Below are 20281 nucleotides of genomic sequence, written 5' to 3' on the forward strand. Positions count from 1 at the left end.
TATGTCAGTCTGCTTCATGCGCCGGATCGCTTCCGCCGTTTGATGCGGCTTTTTCTCATGTCATTTCGGGGATTTAAATGAAACTTTCAGGCCAAGTGCCATTTAGCGCACTTCTGGGCGCAGTCGCTCTTTTCGCAACCAGTTTCGCAGCGCAGGCAGCTGAAACCCAATATCCGCTAACACTGAAAAACTGTGGTCGCGATGTAACCTTCAAACATGCACCGGAGCGGGCAGTGGCCGTTGGTCAGAGCAGCACCGAGATTCTCTACAGCCTTGGCCTCGGCGACAAAGTTGTGGGTACGGCCGTTTGGTTCGGCCCAGTCCTCAAAGGCTTTGAAGATGTGAATGCCAAGGTAAAGCGCCTGGCAGATAACGATCCGAGTTTTGAAAGCGTACTGGCGCAGAAGCCAGATATCGTTACAGCGGATTTCCAGTGGCACGTTGGCCCAATGGGCATTGTCGCAAAGCCGGAACAGTTCGAAGAATTAGGTATTCCTGCCTATACATCGCCTTCCGATTGCGTTGGCAAAGATAATTCAGGTGGCGGCGATGGTATTCGCACAGCGCCATTCACGATGAATATCGTCTATCAGGAAATCGGCGAACTGGCTCAGATCTTCAATGTACAGGATCGTGGTGAAAAGCTGATCGCAGACCTCAAGGCACGTGAAGACGCGGCCCGCCAAAAGATCGGCTCCTCCGATGGCAAGCTCTCAGCGGTTGCATGGTTCTCAAGCACGCAGGTTGATGCTGATCCGTATGTTGCCGGTAAGTTCGGCGCTCCTGCCTATATCCTTTCTGCACTCGGCATCAAGAATGTGATTGAGAGTGAAGAAGAATGGCCAGCCGTGGGTTGGGAAACCATCGCCAAGGCGGGGCCGTCGATGATCGTTGCAGCAAAGCTGGATCGTCGTCGTTATCCTGCTGATGACATTGCAGTCAAACACGAGTTTCTCAAGTCTGATCCAGTGACGAAGTTGATGCCTGCTGTTGAAGACGGGTATGTTTTTGATATCGATGCGCAGTCGATGAGCACGTCGCTGAGAGTGATCGAAGGCATTGAAACGCTGGCTGCTGATATCGCCGGTTCGGATATGAACAAGTGACGTCAAAGGCAGCCACGGCAGGCATTTCATTAAAAACCACGATGAGTTCCCGGGTGCTTTGGGGAGCACTTGCGCTCGTCCTGCTCTTTGTTGCTTTGTGGCTGGGTGCTGCCATTGGCGAAACCGCAATACCTCTGGACGTGGTGGCTAAAACCATCGCCAACCGCGTCTGGAATGCCGGTTACCCACTCGCGCCGATTGATGAAGGTATCGTTTGGAGCTATCGGCTGAGCCGTGCTGTTGTCGCAGCTTGCTGCGGTGCGGCACTGGCCTTGTCAGGTGTGGTTCTGCAATCGCTTCTCCGCAATTCGCTGGCTGATCCCTATATTCTGGGTATTTCTGCCGGGGCTTCAACGGGGGCAGTGAGCGTTGCTATTCTCGGAATTGGTGCTGGTGTGCTCTCGTTGTCAGTGGGAGCGTTTATTGGCGCAATCGTTGCTTTTGTTCTCGTTTCCCTGCTCGCATTGCGGGCAGGGCGCGGAAACAGTGCGATCATTCTAGCCGGCATTGCGGGTTCGCAGCTTTTCAACGCGCTGACATCTCTCATCGTCACGAAGGCAGCAAACGCCGAACAGGCGCGCGGTATCATGTTCTGGTTGTTGGGGAATCTTTCTGGTGTGCGCTGGCCGGATGTGGCGCTCGCTTTGCCCGCCTGCGTGGCGGGGCTTCTGATCTGTCTATGGCATGCCCGTGCGTTAGATGCTTTCACCTTCGGTTCGGAATCTGCTGCGTCGCTTGGAATTCCCGTGCGGCGCGTCTACGCTGTTCTTATTGGTGTCAGCGCCATGATGACGGCGGTGATGGTGTCGATTGTCGGTTCCATTGGCTTCATCGGTCTGGTCATTCCCCATGCGGCCCGCATGCTGGTCGGTGTGCGTCATGGCAGATTGTTGCCTGCGGCAGCACTTATCGGGGCAATCTTCATGATCCTCGCCGATATTGTGTCCCGCATTATCATTCCCGGTCAGGTTTTGCCGATCGGAGTCATTACGGCATTGGTCGGTGCCCCAGCATTTGCGCTGCTGCTTGGACAGAGAAGGGCACAATCATGATGCTTTCTACAAACAACGTCTGCTGGTCGGCAGGAGGCGTTGAAATCCTGCGCGATGTTTCACTCGCTGTGACAGAGGGCGAATTTCTCGGCATCATCGGGCCAAATGGCTCGGGCAAAACGAGCTTTCTGTCTTTGCTCTCAGGTGTAAGGCGAAGCCGCTCAGGTGAAGTAAGACTTTGCGACAAGCCAATCCAGAAATTCAACCGGCGTGAGATTGCGCGCAAGCTGGCACTTGTTGAGCAACAGGCCGGAACGACTGAGCGTATCACCGCGAGGCAGGCGGTGGAGCTGGGGCGCACACCATATCTCGGCGCTTTATCTCCGTGGTCAGAACAGGACGATGCCATTGTCGATCGCGCCCTGGCCAATGTCGATATGGCACATCTGGCGGATCGTTACTGGCACACGCTCTCAGGTGGAGAACGTCAACGCGTACATATCGCCCGTGCATTAGCACAAGACCCGCAGATATTACTTCTGGACGAGCCGACAAATCATCTCGATATCGGTCACCAGATCGGGTTGCTCGATCTGGTCCGGCGCCAGCAATTAACTGTTGTCGCCGCACTGCATGACCTGAACCATGCTGCCATGTTCTGCGACCGTATTGCAATTATGAACAAGGGGCGGATTGTAGAATTAGGGACGCCGCGCGAGGTTTTACGAGCCGAATGTATTCGCAGTGTTTTCGGCGTCGAGGTGGATGTCGAATATCACGGTGTGCATGGATGTCATATTCGCTATCGTGTGCCGGGTTATGCCGCGCTAGAACTTAAGCAGTCGGCATAGCGGCATAGAAACCATTCATTCGCCTTTGGTAATATTCATCAATTAGGATCGAAATAAATGGGCGTTATTTAAAGTATTCGCTAGTATATAGAATGATGGTTTTCTACTAAATTTGTGAAAACCTTCATTTTTTCTTAAGTTTGTCACGTCGTTGCGAGTGATTTAGTTGACAAGCTGTTTCTATTTCATTGAGGGTTTGTTTATATGGGCGCATGTCGCATTTGGAAAAGCGCTTTCTCGATTGTAAAAATTGAGATCGCGTCACCGGAGTGATCGATGCAATCATATTGCGATGCATCGTTATTTTGGGTTCCAGATGTGTGAACCTAAATCGGTTTCTATGGGCGATTTCGTGGATCGATGATGGTTCAAATTTGAATAAGGTATAGATGTTGGCATGTCTGTGCTGCGGGAGGCAGAACCTAAAGCGGGCATGTGGCTAATGTAATTTTTCAAATGAATTAGTGTAAGATTTATTCAACGGCGACCAGCCTTTTCGGATGGTCGCCGTACTTTATTCAAGGATACTGTGTGCCTGTGACCGTCAGATAAACCGCATAGAGCGATTTGGTCGCGGTGATAAACAAACGATTGCGGCGTGGTCCGCCAAAGGTCACATTTGCCACTGTTTGTGGTGTCTTAATCTTACCGAGAAGCTCGCCCTGCGGTGAGAAACAATGAACGCCGTCGCCCGCACTGGTCCACAGATTGCCGTCTGTGTCGAAACGAAAGCCATCTGGCAGGCCATTATCGACGGTGCAGAAAATCTTGCCACCCGCCACGCTCTTGCCGTTATCCGCGACATCGAAAACGCGGATATGGCGTGGTGCATTCTCGTCATGACTATATGCACTATCGGCAACAAAGAGCTTTGTTTCATCGGGTGAAAAGGCGAGACCATTTGGCTGATTAAAGTTAGTGATGACTGCCATAAGCTCGCCGGTTGTCGGATTGAGGCGATAAACATTGCGTGTCGCTTGTTCCGGTTCGGCCTTGTAGCCTTCATAATCCGCCATGATGCCGTAGGTCGGATCGGTGAACCAGACAGTCCCATCTGAACGCACGATGACATCATTGGGAGCGTTCAGTTTCTTTCCCTGATAGCTGTCGGCCAACACGGTGATGCTGCCGTCGATTTCCGTGCGTGTAACGCGACGTCCGCCATGCTCGCAGGTAACGAGCCGTCCCTCGCGGTCGCGTGTGTTGCCATTGGCGAAATTGGACGGTTGCCGAAAAACAGAAACTCCGCCTTCAGGAACCCAGCGCAAGATACGCTCGTTAGGAATGTCACTCCACAACAGACAATTATGATCGCTGATCCAAACCGGTCCTTCGGCCCAACGACAGCCCGTATAAAGTTCATCAAGATCGGCGCTTGCCACGATCATCTGCTTGAAACGCTCGTCGTGGATTTCGTAAATTGAATTATTCTGGGACAACAAAATTACTCCAGGAATGCTGTTTAACGCTCAGGTCTGCGACTGCTGGCCAGGAAGATCACCGCAATGATGGTGAGTCCGGTCAGAACGAGACGAACACCGGCACCGAAGCCATAGGTGTTGAGCATCGAGACTATGAGGAACATGAAGAGTGCGGCACCCCAAATGCCGGGGATGTTGGAATCGCCGCCTGCAACAGCTGTGCCACCGATGATAACCACGGCAATCGACATCAGCAGATATTCAGCGCCCATGTTGAGTGCCGCTCCGCCCGAGAAACAGGCAAGCAGAAACCCACAAAGAGAAGCGAGAACAGCGCAGAGCAGATAGGTGATGAAACGCGTACCATCGACCGGAACGCCTGCCATGCGTGCAGCAAACGGGTTTTGCCCAATCGCCGAAATCCACCGACCATAGATGCTCTTTTTAAGGAGTACCCAGCCGATGAGGGACAGTACAAGCGCCACGATAGCAACGTTGGGTATGCCGAGCGTTGATGACGTAGTGAACTGTGCCAGAACTTCTGGCGGTTTTACACGTAAGCCCCGATTGCTCCAGATTGCAGTCGACTGGATTAGGAAGCTCATCGACAGGGTCGCGATGATGGGCGGAATGCGCAGCAGCTTGATAAGCGCATAATTGCAAATGCCAATTCCCAGCCCGATCAGCAGAGCAACGGCCAGACCGGCCAGCACCATACTGTCTTGGGAATCCATCAGCTTGAGGGCCAATGTTGCAGCCAGCGTCATAGTAGCAGGCACCGAGAGGTCGATGTTGCCGGGGCCTAGCGTTATGACGAACATCTGCCCGAGGCCAACAATCACAGAAAAGGATGCGAAAGTGAAAGCTGCATAGGACAGACCATGGGCTCCGGCCCCGCCCGTAAACAGTACGGTGATGATCCAGACCGCGATGGTTGCAACGAAAGACCAAATCCATGGACGGCTTGTGAGAACAGAAATTGCGGTCATTGCTTTTTCCCACGGCTGTCGAGACGGTTGAGGAAGAGACGCAGGGCCAGAACGACGATCAGAATTCCACCTTGCGCGCCAATCTGCCAGTCTGGCGAAATACGCATGAAGGAGAGGAACGAACCTGCAAGCGTCAGCGTTAGTGCGCCAATGACGGCACCGATGGGAGAGATACGGCCGCCGACAAATTCACCGCCTCCGAGAATGACACCGGCTATCGAGAGCAGCGTATAGCGCAGCGCAATATTGGCATCGGCTGACGTCGTGAGGCCAACAAGTGCAATACCGGCAAGCACGGCAAAGAAAGCAGCCAATGCGTAGGTAGCTGCACGGATTGCGGTGATGGACCAGCCTGCGCGTTCGATGGAGCGCGTATTGCCGCCTGCGCCGCGCATCAGCACGCCGAAAGTGGTGCGCATGACAATGAAATGGGTGACAATAGCGACCAGCACACTGGCAACGATAGCCATTGGCACAAATGGTGGCTTGGTGGTCATGATCCAGCGTGCCCAGTCTGGTGCCTGACCGCCGGGCGAGGGCAACAGCAGAACGGCCAGTCCGCCCCAGACAAAGCTCATACCAAGTGTTACGACAATGGACGGCAGATTGCGCAGGTGGATGATTGCACCCAAGGCCGCATAGGCGGCAATGGCTGCGGCCAGGATCAGAACGCCGATGACCGGATTAGTGTTGAGATAAGTAGCGGCCACACAGACCACGAAGCTCACAAAGGTCCCCATCGAAAGATCAAGGTCGTTGACCGCCATGATGAGCATTTGCGCAATCGTAGCGAGTGCAATCGGCACCGCCAGATTGAACAGGAGATTGAGGCCGGTATAGCTCATGGCGCGGGGCTGCATGTAGAAGACAGCGGCCAGCAACAGAGCGAGTGAGAAAACCGGCGTTAGCAGGCGAAGGGATGATGCGGAGAGGCGCATTATTCGTGTCCTCCCTCAAATGATGCAGCAAGCACGCTTTTTTCCGTGATTTCGTCGCCGACGAGTTCTGTCACGATTGCACCGTCGCGGAAGACATAGACGCGATCACACAGTTCGATTTCGTCCATTTCGGTGGAATACCAGACAAAGGTTCGGCCATTTTCAGCTTCGTGACGCAGAATTTCGTAGACTTCCTGCTTGGTGCCGACATCGACGCCGCGCATGGGGTCATCCATCAGAATGGCATTGGCGCTTGTCGCGAGTGCGCGCGCAAAAAGCACTTTCTGCTGGTTGCCGCCGGAGAGTGACAGAATACGATTGCCCATATCCGGTGTACGGATCTGGATCTTGTCTTTCCACTGCGCGCCAAGCGTATCTTCGCGGCTCTCATCAACGAGTTTCATGGATGAAAGACGGTCAAGCGAACCGATCGTGAGGTTGTGAAGGATGCTCCAGAGCGGAAACGTGCCGTTGAGGCTGCGATCCCCCGCCACGAAGGCTATCTCGCAATTGCGCGCAGGCAACCAGTTTGGCCGACGAGCATAATAAAGATCGAGCAGCATCTTTGTCTGACCATGACCGGCAAGTCCCGCAAGCCCGATAACTTCGCCTTTGAAAGCCTGAAACGGCTTAATGTCATTGGCACGCTTGGTGGATGCGAGCACAGGTTTGCCGCTTGAATCGGTCTTAGCCGCCCGACGAGCAGATTTCTCGCGTTCCACGCTGCCCATGGCTTCCACAAGGCTACGATTGGTGAAATCTTTTGCCGCACGACTGGCAACGACCTTACCATCCTTCATCACGACGATGCGGTCTGAGGTCGAGAGAATTTCACCAAGCATATGCGAAATAAGGATAACTGAGCCGCCTGTGCCAACAAAGCGGCGGACATAGGCCATCAACTGAGCTGCAATACCCGCATCAAGCGACGAAGTAGGTTCATCGAGAATAACCAGTTTAGGTGCTATGCTCGGGGCTGTAAAATTAATGGAGATTTCTACCATCTGCCGTTCGGCAATCGAGAGCTCATCGATTGTTGAAGAGCAATCAATCTTATGGCCGGGAAAAATTTCGCTGAGCTTTTGCGAAATGAGGTCGACCGCCTTGCCGCGCCAGTTCGCGCCCGTAAGGTCGCGCTGCATGATACGCACATTTTCGGCAATCGTCAGATTAGGAAAGAGTGATAATTCCTGAAAGACGCAGCGAATACCGTGCTTGCGCGCAGTCGCCACGCCGTGGCCTTCTTCGCCATGGTAGGAGATGCTGCCTTCATGCGGCGAAAGCCCGCCATTAATGACGTTGACGATGGTGGATTTGCCCGCGCCGTTATGGCCGACAAGCCCCACGCATTCGCCTTCCTGGATCACAAGCTCAGCGCCATCCAGTGCCTTTACCGCACCGAACTGCACGCGAATATTGCGTGCGGCGACGACCTCGCGTTTGTCGATTGTTTCAGACATGCACCCGAACTGTATTAGAGATGAGGGAGGGGCAGGCATGAGACACGCCTACCCCGGGAGGAAAAGGATTACTTCGCTTCCGCGATGACCTTCTGTGCGTCTTCAAGCGAATATTCGACATTGGCAACGCCACCCTTTTGGGTGTTGCCGAGGTCCTTTTCGAGCGATTCCTGGCTAACGCTCAGGAACGGAACGACGAGGTCTTTCTTGACTTCCTTGCCGTCGAGGATCTGTTGCGCGACCCAGAAAGCAAGTGTTGAAACACCTGGTGCAATCGAAACAGACATGGTTTCATAGCTGCTCGCGTCTTTCTGCTGCTTCCACCATTGCAGTTCGTCCTCACGGTTGCCCATGATGATGATTGGTGTTTCGCGCTTTGCAGCGGCAAATGCTTGCGCTGCGCCATAACCGTCGCCACCCTGCGTCACGACAGCGTCGATTTTTGGCAGGCTTGGCAGAACACCGGCAACCGCGCGCTGTGCAACGTCGGCTGCCCAATCGCCATGGACTGAGCCGACGATCTTGAAGCTCGGATGCTTTTTGACGCCTTCCTCGATACCGGCATGCATCTGATCATCCACCGAAACGCCGGCAAGGCCGCGGATTTCAAGCAGATTGCCGCCTTCAGGCAGACGTTTTGCAAGATATTCGACCTGACCTTCGCCCATCGCCTTGAAGTCCACCGCAATGCGCCATGCGCAAGGCTCGGTTACGATGCCGTCGAAGGAAACAACCGTGATGCCCGCATCGCAAGCTTCCTTAACTGCACCATTGAGTGCCGTCGGCGACGCTGCATTGATGACGATAGCGTCATAACCCTGCAAGATCATATTCTGAATTTGTGCGGCCTGCTCTGTCGCCTGATTTTCTGCGGTGGTGAAAGCGTCTGCTGCAGAAACCGTGCCGGCAGTGACAGCTTCTTTCGTTACCTTATCCCAGCTCTGAAGCATGGCCTGACGCCATGAGTTGCCAGCATAATTGTTCGAGAAGGCGATCTTCTTCGACGCTGTGTCGGCAAATGCACCACCAGTCGCCATCACAGTGGCGAGTGCTGCGGATGCCAAAAGAATTTTCCCAAGTTTCATTTTATTCCTCCCGGTTACAAATTTGCGGTGCCGCAGCGTTCTTGACGCTTCGGTCCGTTTGAATCCTTTTGTGCGAAGCCTCCCGCACGACCGCTCCTCAACGGTCCCAGTTTGCGCATCACATTACCTATTGTCTTGTGGGCAATTTTCTGGTGAAGCGAGAATGAAATAAATGCGTGGTTCTGTGAAGGCTGATCGCAGCAACCATGATGCGGTTTCCTGCAGCATAATTGCGGGAACCCGCAAGACGCGCCACTGCAAAATTTTTTAAACTGAAGTCAGTTTTAGATAAAATTACGCAGCTATTTAAGATATTAGAGCGACTTTAATACGCCCGGTAGGGCGCAGCGCTCTATTGGCTAACGGCGTATGATAAGAAGCAAAGCAATCTGTCTTTGGGAGGAGAGTCGCTTGCTGGAACTAGCGCCTGAGCGCCTGCTCGACCATTATCTCAATATTTCGAGATTGCTGGCTGGCCAGCTGGATTTCGATTCCATCATTCAAGCGGTGGCAGCAGAGATCAATCATATCCTGCCCTATGACCACCTCGACGTTTGTATCAAGATGGTCGATGGTAAGTTTCACATCGCCTATGAAAGCGGGATCGAGACGGCCTGGAGCCGAAATCCGCCAGCACTTTTATCAGGCAGTCCAATTCGCACTCTTCTATCCGGTGAAGTTGAATATCTGCTAACGGATGATGCACGCAGCGACACTCGGTTTCATTTCGAGGGATCATTTTCAACGCCGATCATCGAACATGATCTCAAGGCCCGTCTCCATGTGCCGCTGAAGGCGCAAGGGGATATTATCGGGGCGCTGAGTTGCTCCAGTTTGCAATCGGGCTGCTATTCAATACGGGATGTTGAAAACGCGCAGTCGATTGCCGATCTTCTGGCCCCATATTTCTTTGCAATCCGTGCTGCGGAACAGGCCAAACGATCAGCCATTGTTGAGACGGAAGCGCGCGCGAGGGAGGAAGGATTGCGCTTTGGCGCCCTCAAACTCACCGAAGCGCTGGAGATTGAGCGGCATCGCATCGGTATGGATCTGCATGATCAGACGCTGGCAGATCTGACCCGTTTAGCGCGTCATGTCGAACGTTTGACGCGTGCCCCCGATCTTTCCGGGGACCAACTGGAACCGCTGTTTCGTGGCCTACAGCACTGCATGCAGGATTTGCGTCAAATCATTGAAGAAGCAAAGCCTTCTGTGTTGCAGCTTTTTGGCTTCGCACAGGCAACAGAGAACCATCTTGATCGTTCAATTCGCGAAAGCGGGGCTGCAATCGAGTGGTTTCTGGACGACTATAGCGAAGGTATGACGGAGGAGCTCGAGGAGACGGTTGCGACCTCGCTTTTCCGAATCGTGCAGGAAGCCATCAACAACGCGATCCGCCATGCGCTAGCCGGGGAAATCCGTGTTCGTCTTCGCGATAAAAGCGGGCGGCTTCTGGTCGAAGTTATGGATGATGGTATTGGTATGGACCGTCAGGCGCAGCGTGTTGGTCATGGTATCGACAATATGCGCACACGTGCGCGACTGATTTCGGCGAGCTTTGCCATCAGAAAGAATACGGAGGGCAGCGGCACATGCGTGACGATCCATCTGCCATCGGAAATATGTCAGTCAAGTGGAGGATAGGATGCAGGTTCTGATCGTGGAAGATGATCCGTTGCATCGTACCTATCTGGGCGAAGCGATCCGCGCAGCATTGCCGGAGTGCAACGATGTGCTGGAAGCAGACAATGGTTCAGCGGGCGAGAAGCTCGCGCGGATGCACCGTTCCGCCCATATCGTAATGGATTTACAAATGAGCGGGCGAAATGGCATCGAAGCGGCCCGCACAATTTGGAAGGAAAATCCGGAAACCCGCATCCTGTTCTGGTCGAATTATGCTGATGAAGCCTATGTGCGTGGTGTCTCGCGCATCGTGCCGGAAGGGGCCGCCTATGGCTACGTGCTGAAGTCGGCATCTGATGACAAATTGCGACTGGCGTTACGAAGCATTTTTGTCGAAGCGCAATGTGTGATTGATCGCGAAGTGCGTGGTTTGCAGCAAAAAAGTCTTGGTCACGCCAGCGGTTTCAGCGAAAGCGAATATGAAATTCTGATTGATATCGCACTCGGGCTGACTGATCGGGTGATCGCACGGCGGCGCAATCTGTCACTGCGAAGTGTGCAGAACAGATTACAGCAACTCTATGAAAAGCTGGGTGTTTATCAGGATAAGGGTGAGCTGGAGGAAGGGCGTTTCAACCTCCGCGCTCGTGCCGTGACAGTCGCGTTTTTGCGCAAGCTTTTGAATTACAGCGCGCTGGAGCGCGCCGAAATTGAACTTAACGACTGGCTCAGCCGACAGCCGTCTTTAAACGACGCTGTTCCAGATCGAGGCCGAGCTCCTTCGCGCGAGCAATGATTGGCGCAAAGCGACGCTGCTTCTTTTCTGCGTGATTTGAAGCAATGTCAGCAATGCGGTGCTTGAGGAACGGGTTGAGGAAGCGCTCGCGAACGGTAACAACATAGGCTTCCGCCTGTTCGCCAAGGCCATCTGCGGCAAAAACCGGCAGAACTTCTTCGCGCCACAGCGCCTCAAGCTCGTTGCGGATCGTTTCGTCGTTGATTGCTTCCAGCACGATTTCATCTTTCGGACGATTGCCGTTCAGCCACTGTTCGGCAATGAAACTATGGCCGAGGTTGAGCAAGTAAAGCTTGAGACGCTCATAGAGTGCAAGATTGTCCGTCAAGACGATATCGGGATGCGTGCAGGGCAGCGTCAGGCCATTCGCCTGCTCGATTGCCCAGATTGCATAGGGTTCGGCAATCGCGCCAACCGGATCAATCGGCTCTGATACGATGCGGTCAACGAGGCTGTTGGCGAAGACGCATTTGCTTTCAATCCATTGAGTGAAAGCCTTGGGCAAGCTCCACGTTTCCGCGAGACCAAGCACAATCGAACGTAGTTTGTCGCCATTGCGTGAGATTAGCTCGCAAGGGAAAATCGACAGCGAAGCATCAGGATTGACCTGCCAGCGATTGTGCAGCAGCACAAGTAGCTTTGCGGGGAAGCTTTTTGGAAGGCGGGCTGTCTCGGTGAGCAAAGAAACATCGTCGCTGGCGTCGAGCTCAAAACCCTTGTCGCCCGTGTTGGACAGAATGACCTTAACCTTTGTTGCCAGCGTGCGGATCGTCTGCCAATCCGTATGAGCGGAATAAGCGGCAATCACGCTTTTGACTTGATGTTTCTCATCAATTGGTTCGCCACCTGTGAGGCCGCGAATGATGACCTGATAGCCTTCGCCGCTATTAAGCGCTGCGATGCGCCGCGCACTTTCTGGATTGGAGGTGGTCTGAACGATTGCGACCGTTCCGATTGCGTCGCCCTTTGCAAGCGCTTCCGAAATGAAGAAATCCGCATGTCCGAGCAGAAAACGGCTCGTTCCGAACTGTAGAATCGATGGCTGATCGGTCATGAAGTCCTCCCTTGAATAGGTTGGAATAGCTATTCCAGCGAGTAAAATTGGTCAAGCCACTCTTTAAAAGTCATCTAAAGCGAGCTGCGACAAAACTGACAAAATCATCAAAATCACGCAATAACAATGATATAGGTGATATTGCACTTTCTGTGTCTTCAAAATATGGTAAGGCCAATTTGGGAGAGAGCATGAGTGAGCACATCGGCTCCGTGGAACCACGGAGGCTTTACCAACAGATTGCCGACCGGGTCAGGCTGTTGATCCGCGAGGGGCATTTTCCGGCTGGAAGCAGGCTTCCCGCTGAGCGTGAACTTGCGCATCAGCTAGGCGTGTCGCGACCGTCATTGCGTGAAGCACTCATCGCGCTTGAAATTGCAGGCAATGTTGAAATCCGCATGGGCTCCGGCATCTATGTTGCGGCCGAAGAAACGCGACTTCCAGCACAAGGGGGCTCGATTGGCGAAAGTCCGCTTGAAATCATGCAGGCGCGCTCACTGATTGAGGGTAGTGCTGTGCTCATGGCGTGCAGCCATATCACGCTTGATGCGCTGGATCGCCTGCGTGGCAACCTTGATGCCATGCGGTTGCAGATTGAGGCCGGTCGCAAACCCATCGAACTGGATCGACAGTTTCATCTCATTATTGCCGAGCAGTCTGGGAATTCGGTCGTGATGCGTATTGTACGCGACCTGTTTGACGAGCGGCATAGTCCACTCACAGCGCAGATGCGTACGCGTTACGAGAACGCCGAAACATGGACATATGCTTTGGCGGAACACGAGAAGATTTTTGCTGCCCTTGAAGCGAGGGATCCGCTTCTGGCACAGGCAGCGATGCGAACGCATCTGGATACATCAAAGCAGCGATGGATGGAGAACGAGCCTCGGGATTAGGTTCGAACATTTGCTGTAGCGGATTTGGGAGTGAGGTCAGAACTATGAACGATAAGGCTATTTCGGCTGTGACGCCGGTAATCCTTTTACATCCGTCCGACGATGTGGCGGTAGCGCGCATTTCGGTCCGTGCAGGAGACCCAATTGGGCTTGGCGATATCATCGCACGCGATCTGATCGGGCGTGGCCACAAGGTGGCTTTGCGCGATATTTCGGCCGGCAAGGAAGTGCACAAATATGGTCAGGTGATTGGTGTTGCCATTCAGGATATTGCTGTTGGCGAGCATGTTCATCTGCATAATCTCGCAATGCTTCCATCAGAACATGAGCATCAGTTTTCGGTTGATATCGAAGAACGCGGAATGCTGCCGCAAGCAGAGCGTCGTAAGTTCATGGGTTATGATCGCGGGTTCGGCGGTGTTGGTACGCGTAACTATATTGGTGTCATTTCATCGGTAAACTGCTCGGCTACGGTTTCGCGCTATATCGCGGATTATTTTAACCGCATGGGCGGTCTCGATGGCTTCGAGAATGTCGATGGCGTGGTGGCGCTAACCCATGGCAGTGGCTGTGCGCTTAACACCAAATCGGAAGGCTATCGCCTACTGACCCGGACAATTCAGGGCTACGCCAAGCATCCGAATTTCGGCGGCATTCTGCTGATTGGCCTTGGTTGTGAAACCAACCAGATCGCGCCGATCATGGAACACTATCGGATGGAAGAGGGCGCACGTCTGCGCACCATGACAATCCAGCAGCATGGCGGCACACGCAAGACCATCGACCACGCTATTGCTGAGATCAAGGAAATGCTGCCACTGGTGAATTCTGCCAAGCGCACTCCGCAGCCTTTGTCGAAGCTGAAAGTCGCGCTCGAATGCGGTGGCTCTGACGGTTATTCGGGTATTTCTGCAAATCCGGCTTTGGGTTATGCGTCTGATCTTATCGTGCGTAATGGTGGCACGACCGTTCTGGCCGAGACGCCTGAAATTTATGGCGCAGAACATCTGCTGACGCGCCGCGCTGTTACGCCTGCGGTAGCTGAGAAGCTGTTGCAGCGTATCGATTGGTGGCGTGATTATACGGCGCGCAACGGTGACGAGCTGAACAACAATCCATCGCACGGAAACAAGCTTGGTGGCCTGACCACCATTCTCGAAAAGTCGCTGGGTGCTGTTGCCAAAGGTGGCTCGATGCCGCTTAAGGCCGTCTATGAATTTGCTGAGACCGTCACGGAACAGGGTTTCACGTTCATGGATACGCCGGGCTATGACCCGGTTGCTGTCACGGGCCAGGTTGCCGGCGGTTGCAATGTGATCTGCTTCACGACGGGTCGCGGATCGGTTTCAGGTTTCAAGCCAGCGCCCTGCATCAAAATCGCGACCAATTCCGAAATGTACGAGCACATGAAGGAAGACATGGACTTCAATTGCGGTGGCATCGTCACAGGTGACGAAACCATCGAAGAGTCTGGCACGCGCATTTTCGAACACATTATCGCAGTCGCTTCAGGTGAGCAGACGCTCAGCGAAATCTACGACTATGGCGATAACGAATTCGTACCTTGGCAGGTCGGTGCCGTAACCTGATCTGCCCTTAATTCCCTGATCTGCCCTTAATTCAATGACGACTGACAGGAATATTTCGATGGTCAAAGCTCTGCGTATCGAGAGCGAAAACGTTACTCGTTTTGCTGAAATTCCCGAAGCCCCCCTCCTGCCTGGTCAAGTCCGGGTGAGCGTGCGTCATGTGGGACTTTGCGGCAGCGATTTGAACACGTTCAAAGGGCTAAATCCTCTGGTCGAATTTCCCCGTATTCCGGGGCACGAAATTGGTGGCGAGATCATCGAAACAGGTGAGGGCGTGAGTGCTGCTTATGCCAAGGGTAAGCGCGTTATCGTGTTGCCTTACACCCATTGCGGCACCTGCTCATCGTGTCGTAAAGGCCGGTTGAACGCCTGTCGCTACAACAAGACACTCGGGGTTCAGCAGAATGGCGGACTGGCAGAACAGATTGTGCTTCCAGCCGAAAAGCTCATTCTGAACGAAAGCCTGGCACCACGTCATCTGGCATTGGTTGAACCGCTTTCTGTCGGGTTTCATGCTGTTGAACGCGGGCGGGTCAACGCTGGCGACACGGTTGCCGTTCTCGGCTGTGGCATGATCGGTATGGGCGTGCTGATCGGTGCGGTTGCGCGTGGAGCCAAGGTTATCGCGATTGATCCAAGTGCGGAAAAGCGCGAACTGGCTTTGAAGTTAGGCGCAACGCATGCGCTGCCAGGCGGCGAGGATGTCGTTGCCAAGGTACAAGAATTAACCAACGACGATGGCGTGGATGTGGCTTTTGAAGCTGTCGGACTACCGATTACCTTCACGCAGGCTGTTGATCTGGCGGGCTTTGCTGGTCGAGTTGTTTATGTCGGCTATTCTAAGTCGCCGGTGACGTATCAGACCCAGTTCTTCAATCTCAAAGAACTCGACATCATGGGATCGCGCAACGCGACACTCACTGATTTCGAGGCGGTCATCGCGCATCTGGAAAAGCTTGGGGACGATGCGGATCAGCTTATCTCGAAGGTATTTCCGTTCGAGGATGCCGAACAGGCGCTGTCTTATTGGGATGGCGATCGCAATGTTCTGAAGATCATCATTGAACGCAACTGAATCGAAGCAAATGCTCTGTGCCGGGAAGGACGGGATTGAGCGCTAGTGGAGGAAACCGGCCTCGTGGCCATTTGTTCGAATACCCTGAAAGGGAGGATACTGATGAAGAAACTCGTTACCGGTATGATCGCCGCTGGCATGTTGCTGGCAGGAAGCATGGCTGCCTATGCCGCCAATGTATCGATCAAAGTGGCCTATGAAAACAATCCCGGCGAGCCTTTTGACCAGGTTATGCATTACTGGAAAGACGATCTCGCCAAGCGCAGCAATGGCGAAATCACGCTTGAGCTTTATCCAAGCTCGCAGCTAGGCTCCAAAAAAGACGTGACAGAGCAGGCCATGATGGGTCTCAACGTCGTGACCATTTCCGATGTTGGCTTTCTGGCAGAATATGATCCGGACCTCGGCGTGCTTTATGGCCCGTTCCTGACTGATGATCCGGCACAGCTTTTCAAGGTCTATGACGGTCCTTGGTTCAAGGAGAAGAGCGAAGAACTGAAAAAGAAGGGCATTCACATCGTAATGCCGAACTATCTTTACGGTATTCGTCAGATCATTTCCAAAAAGCCGATCCGCACGCCTGAAGACCTCAAAGGCATGAAAATCCGCGTGCCAAACAACGTCATGCAGATCAAAACTTTTGAAGCTATGGGCGCAACACCAACCCCTATGCCCCTGGGTGAAACCTTCCCGGCACTGGCGCAGGGTGTGATCGATGGCGTCGAAAATCCGATTTCGGTTCTTTATGGCCAGAAATTCCAGGAAGAAGCCAAGTATCTGAGCAAGGTCGGTTATCTGACCAACGTTGCGCTGATCGTCGGCGGTGAAGCCTTCTTCTCGACACTGCCAGAAGAACAACTCAAGATGATCCATGAATCTGCTTATGATGCAGGTCTCTACAGCCAGAAGCTTACGATCGAAAAAGACAATGAAATGATCGAAAAGATGAAGGAAGCAGGTGTCGAAGTGATCGATGTCGACCGTGCTCCTTTCAAGGCACTTGCTGAAAAGGTCTACACGCAGTTCCCAGAATGGTCGCCAGGTCTTTACGAAAAGATCAAAGAAGAGCTGAAGAACTGATCCATCTCAATTCGGATATTGCCGTGTCGCAGTCTAACTGCGGCATGGCATCTGCATGGAATTTAATCCGATGAAACTTTTTGAAAAACTGATCGACTGGCTTGCAGCTGCTCCGCTGTTGATTCTGCTTGCGCTGTTTAATGTGGCCGTGGTGATGCGCTACTGGCTTCATCAGCCGCTGCAATGGACGGAAGAAATTTCTGGCTTGTTGATGATCTGGATCATCATGCTTGGCAGTGTCGCAGCGGAACGTGACAACCAGCATCTTGCTATTCCGATGCTCGTAGAAATTTTGCCCGAAAAGATCCGCGAGGTGATTAATTCAATCATCTCGATCCTTTCGGGACTGTTTCTGCTCTATGTTTCCTATGCCGGATACAAGCTGTCGGTAGCGGCTCAGTTCAAAGTAACTGACGTTTTGCGGATTTCCTATTACTGGATCGATATCGCAGTGCCTGTCGGGTTCGTCATCATCGCTCTTTATATGTTTACTGGCGCTTTCAAATCCTTGCGCGCCGCCTTTGCGGGAGGCAAGGCATGAATCTTACCACTATCGTTCTCATCATGCTGGCGCTGATCGCGCTCAACATGCGCCTGTACGTTGCTATTCTGATTGCTGTTTTCACCTACTTTATCTTCTTTAATCAGATGCCAATCGCAATCGCTGTTCAGCGTTTTATCAGCCCTGCACAGAATACGTCTCTGCTCGCTATTCCGTTCTTCATCATGCTTGGCACTGTTATGTCGCATACCGGTATCGCCGAGCGACTAATCAAGGTTGCTGATATTCTGGTCGGCCGTATGCGCGGTGGGATGGCGCTTACCAACATCATGGTTTCGACCCTGATGGGCGGTGTCAGTGCGTCCAATCTTGCGGACAGCGCCATGCTGACCCGCATGATGGTGCCGGAAATGGTCAAGCGTGGTTATGACAAAGCATTCTCCTGTGCTGTAACGGCGGCCGGCTCATTGATCACGCCAATCATTCCTCCGGGTATTGCGCTGATCATCTATGGCCTGATCGCGGATGTTTCGATCGGCAAGATGTTCATGGCCGGTGTTATTCCGGGCATTCTTGGTGCAGCTATCCTGATGATTGCGGCTTATATAACTTCCGTCAAGCGCGGCTATAAGCCAAGCCGCGAGAAGCGAATGAGCGGTGCCGAAGTTGCATCCACACTAGCCTCTGCCTGGCCTGCGGTCGTGCTCTTACTCGCAATCATTGGCGGTATTCGCCTCAATATCTTCACGCCAACGGAAGCTGGCGCGGTAGCAGTCACTCTGGTGCTGATTATCGGTTTTGTGATCTATCGCGAAATGCGCGTATCGCATGTGGTGGATTCCCTGGTCGAAACTGCCAAGTCTACAGCTTCGGTCATGCTTGTTATCATGGCCTCGTCAGCACTTGCTTGGGTGTTTTCGCTTGAGCAAGCCGGTCAGTCGCTGATGCAGCTCATCTCGACATTCACCAGCAATCCGTATGCATTTTTGCTTGCGGTCAACGTTATCCTGCTCGTGCTTGGTGCGCTTATTGAAGGCACTGCGCTGATGATCGTTCTGGTGCCGCTGTTAATGCCGACAGTGAAGGCTTTGGGCATCGATCCGGTACATTTCGGTATTGTGGTCATCGTCAATCTTTCGATTGGCACGCTGACACCGCCGGTTGGTACGGTCATGCTGATGGTGTGTAATATTGCGAAAGTCCGAGTGGGTGACTTTACCCGTCAAGCATTCAGCATGTATCTGGGGCTGTTTATTTTGTTGGCTCTGATTACATACGTGCCTATGATCTCAACATTCCTGGCGCACTAAAAAAATAGAGCGCGGGAAGCTTCACGCGCTTTTTATTTTACGCCCAAGGGTTATCTACACGCGGCCATATTGGCCGCGTCATTTTTTGGTAGTTCGTAGCTCTCGGATTGACGGGATAAGAGCTCGGCGCATCGACATAGATGATCTCGGCTGCAATCGGCGCGAAGCCCGCATGAAAATGATTGGTCGATTTGACGACCAGAATGTCTTTCAGCATCGGATCAATGCCGATATTGGAGAAAACATCCGGCTCAAAAGTTTGCGTGCGGTTGGTATTGAGGATGACGTCTATTTCCGTCCCGTCAATTCGCACGACTGCCGAAGGTCCGAGCGTGACACGACTAAGGCCAAAGCTTTGCCAGCCTTCGGGCAATACTTTCATAACCGTCACGCGCGCATCAATTGGCTCTCCGGCCTGTGGACCAGATTTACCGCCTATACGCAGATCGATCACGGCGCCTTCGCCTGCTGCATGGCAGAAAGTGACGGCCAGTGTATCCCATATGGTCGCAACAGCGGCTTTCTGGATACCGCGCTCTATCAGTCGACGCAAAATATGCGTGCCGTCGCCCGCAACACCACCACCTGGATTATCCCACACATCGGCAATCACGGCGGGCTTTGCCGCATTGACCGTATGTGCCGCAATCGCGCGGTCGATACCGTCATCAATGCTGTACATGGTCATCAATGTCTGCTCGCGCATCCCGATAAGCTCTCGCCCCAGTTTTTCCGCGAGCGCATCGCCTTTTACGCGGTCGTTGTCGGTAATGACAAGAATGCGCGTCCCCATTTCAGGAACATCCGCTGCCATGAAACCATGAATGACGGAGATGGATAGAATTCCGTCTTTGCCATGCATGGCCTTGATACGATCAATGAACGAGCGCATCGGTTCCTTGCTTGTAGGGAACACCCCGATCATGCGGCAGTCGAAAGTGGAAATGACGGGCTTGATTTTCCCCTTCAAGGTATCGAGCGCCATCGACACGACATGTTCGCCACGCTCATAAAAATCCGTGTGAGGAAATTCGAGGAAAGCGGCGTAAATATTCAGGTTTTCGACGCGTTTTTGCGTGAGATGACTATGCGGATCGAACTCGCTGGCAACCAGAATGTCAGGTCCCACGATTGCACGCACACGTTCAAGTAAATCGCCTTCGCAATCATCATAGCCTTGGGCAACCATGGCTCCATGCAGGCCAAGCACCACGGCGTCCACCGGCATCGCAGCTTTCAATTGTTCAAGGATTTCATCACGCAGTTCTTCGAAGGCTTGCTTCTGCAGCAAACCGCCCGGTTCAGCCCAAGTGGCTGTGCCTTCGATTACTGTCAAACCTTCTGCAGCGGCTCGCTTTCTCAATGCCACGATTGGCGATGAACACAGCGTCGGCGTATCAGGGTGTTTGCCCGGGGCGGCATAAAAAGCCATTTCAAACGACGCGCGGTCGGTTGGTACGGGCGAAAATGTATTGGTTTCAGTAGCAAGCGACGCGGTGAAAATACGCATATGG

Annotated in this window: 18 protein-coding genes; 11 read left to right on the forward strand and 7 right to left on the reverse strand. The window is 53.1% G+C overall.

What is annotated here, in order from left to right:
• The first annotated feature begins 77 nt into the window (after positions 1-77).
• The 3 genes from CES85_RS01050 to CES85_RS01060 are packed head-to-tail and all read left to right on the forward strand — an operon-like array spanning position 78 to position 2949.
• A complete protein-coding gene (locus tag CES85_RS01050; RefSeq protein ID WP_095444232.1) occupies positions 78-1106 on the forward strand; it encodes an ABC transporter substrate-binding protein in 1029 nt (342 codons plus the stop codon).
• A complete protein-coding gene (locus CES85_RS01055) occupies positions 1103-2158 on the forward strand; it encodes a FecCD family ABC transporter permease (RefSeq protein WP_095444233.1) in 1056 nt (351 codons plus the stop codon). The genes CES85_RS01050 and CES85_RS01055 overlap by 4 nt, the downstream gene beginning before the upstream one ends.
• A complete protein-coding gene (locus tag CES85_RS01060) occupies positions 2155-2949 on the forward strand; it encodes an ABC transporter ATP-binding protein (protein ID WP_095444234.1) in 795 nt (264 codons plus the stop codon). Before CES85_RS01055 ends, CES85_RS01060 begins: the two co-directional genes overlap by 4 nt.
• Before the next feature lie 518 nt (positions 2950-3467).
• Here the strand turns inward: CES85_RS01060 and CES85_RS01065 are convergent.
• From CES85_RS01065 to CES85_RS01085, 5 genes are all read right to left on the reverse strand, one after another.
• The gene (locus CES85_RS01065) at positions 3468-4337 is read right to left on the reverse strand and encodes an SMP-30/gluconolactonase/LRE family protein (RefSeq protein WP_095445646.1); all 870 of its coding nucleotides are present in this window, start codon (positions 4335-4337) and stop codon (positions 3468-3470) included.
• Positions 4338-4411: 74 nt separating this feature from the next.
• Entirely contained in the window at positions 4412-5359 is a 948-nt protein-coding gene (locus tag CES85_RS01070; protein WP_095444235.1) for an ABC transporter permease, read from the reverse strand.
• Entirely contained in the window at positions 5356-6297 is a 942-nt protein-coding gene (locus CES85_RS01075) for an ABC transporter permease (protein ID WP_095444236.1), read from the reverse strand. The genes CES85_RS01070 and CES85_RS01075 overlap by 4 nt, the downstream gene beginning before the upstream one ends.
• Positions 6297-7757 (reverse strand): ATP-binding cassette domain-containing protein, encoded by a 1461-nt coding sequence (locus CES85_RS01080; RefSeq protein WP_095444237.1) that lies wholly within the window; start codon positions 7755-7757, stop codon positions 6297-6299. The genes CES85_RS01075 and CES85_RS01080 overlap by 1 nt, the downstream gene beginning before the upstream one ends.
• A gap of 68 nt (positions 7758-7825) precedes the next feature.
• Positions 7826-8842: a substrate-binding domain-containing protein gene (locus tag CES85_RS01085; protein ID WP_095444238.1), complete on the reverse strand. Its 1017-nt coding sequence runs from the start codon at positions 8840-8842 to the stop codon at positions 7826-7828.
• A gap of 411 nt (positions 8843-9253) precedes the next feature.
• Between CES85_RS01085 and CES85_RS01090 the strand changes: the two genes are divergently transcribed.
• Complete coding sequence (locus CES85_RS01090) at positions 9254-10486, forward strand: GAF domain-containing sensor histidine kinase (protein ID WP_095444239.1); 1233 nt, start codon at positions 9254-9256, stop codon at positions 10484-10486.
• Position 10487: 1 nt separating this feature from the next.
• A complete protein-coding gene (locus CES85_RS01095) occupies positions 10488-11261 on the forward strand; it encodes a response regulator transcription factor (protein WP_095444240.1) in 774 nt (257 codons plus the stop codon).
• Here CES85_RS01095 and CES85_RS01100 read toward each other — a convergent pair.
• Positions 11194-12315 carry a mannitol dehydrogenase family protein gene (locus tag CES85_RS01100; RefSeq protein ID WP_095444241.1) on the reverse strand — a complete coding sequence of 374 codons (1122 nt, stop codon included), beginning with the start codon at positions 12313-12315 and terminating at the stop codon, positions 11194-11196. The genes CES85_RS01095 and CES85_RS01100 overlap by 68 nt on opposite strands.
• Before the next feature lie 191 nt (positions 12316-12506).
• On the opposite strand from CES85_RS01100, the gene CES85_RS01105 reads away from it, so the two are divergent.
• From CES85_RS01105 to CES85_RS01130, 6 genes are all read left to right on the forward strand, one after another.
• On the forward strand, positions 12507-13211 hold the full coding sequence (locus CES85_RS01105) for a FadR/GntR family transcriptional regulator (protein ID WP_095444242.1): 705 nt from the start codon (positions 12507-12509) through the stop codon (positions 13209-13211).
• A gap of 44 nt (positions 13212-13255) precedes the next feature.
• Positions 13256-14800: a UxaA family hydrolase gene (locus CES85_RS01110; protein WP_095444243.1), complete on the forward strand. Its 1545-nt coding sequence runs from the start codon at positions 13256-13258 to the stop codon at positions 14798-14800.
• 58 nt (positions 14801-14858) lie between these two features.
• Positions 14859-15875, forward strand: coding sequence for a zinc-binding alcohol dehydrogenase family protein (locus CES85_RS01115; RefSeq protein WP_095444244.1), 1017 nt, complete (start codon positions 14859-14861; stop codon positions 15873-15875).
• A 102-nt stretch (positions 15876-15977) separates the two neighbouring features.
• The gene (locus CES85_RS01120) at positions 15978-16955 is read left to right on the forward strand and encodes a C4-dicarboxylate TRAP transporter substrate-binding protein (protein ID WP_095444245.1); all 978 of its coding nucleotides are present in this window, start codon (positions 15978-15980) and stop codon (positions 16953-16955) included.
• Between the two features lie 70 nt (positions 16956-17025).
• Positions 17026-17496, forward strand: a complete 471-nt coding sequence (locus CES85_RS01125; RefSeq protein ID WP_095444246.1) for a TRAP transporter small permease — start codon at positions 17026-17028, stop codon at positions 17494-17496.
• Positions 17493-18767 carry a TRAP transporter large permease gene (locus CES85_RS01130; RefSeq protein WP_095444247.1) on the forward strand — a complete coding sequence of 425 codons (1275 nt, stop codon included), beginning with the start codon at positions 17493-17495 and terminating at the stop codon, positions 18765-18767. The genes CES85_RS01125 and CES85_RS01130 overlap by 4 nt, the downstream gene beginning before the upstream one ends.
• 37 nt (positions 18768-18804) lie before the next feature.
• Here CES85_RS01130 and CES85_RS01135 read toward each other — a convergent pair whose 3' ends face one another.
• Positions 18805-20277 carry a M81 family metallopeptidase gene (locus tag CES85_RS01135; RefSeq protein WP_095444248.1) on the reverse strand — a complete coding sequence of 491 codons (1473 nt, stop codon included), beginning with the start codon at positions 20275-20277 and terminating at the stop codon, positions 18805-18807.
• Between the last annotated feature and the right edge of the window lie 4 nt (positions 20278-20281).

It is taken from the genome of Ochrobactrum quorumnocens (genome assembly GCF_002278035.1).
GTDB classification, from domain to species: domain Bacteria; phylum Pseudomonadota; class Alphaproteobacteria; order Rhizobiales; family Rhizobiaceae; genus Brucella; species Brucella quorumnocens.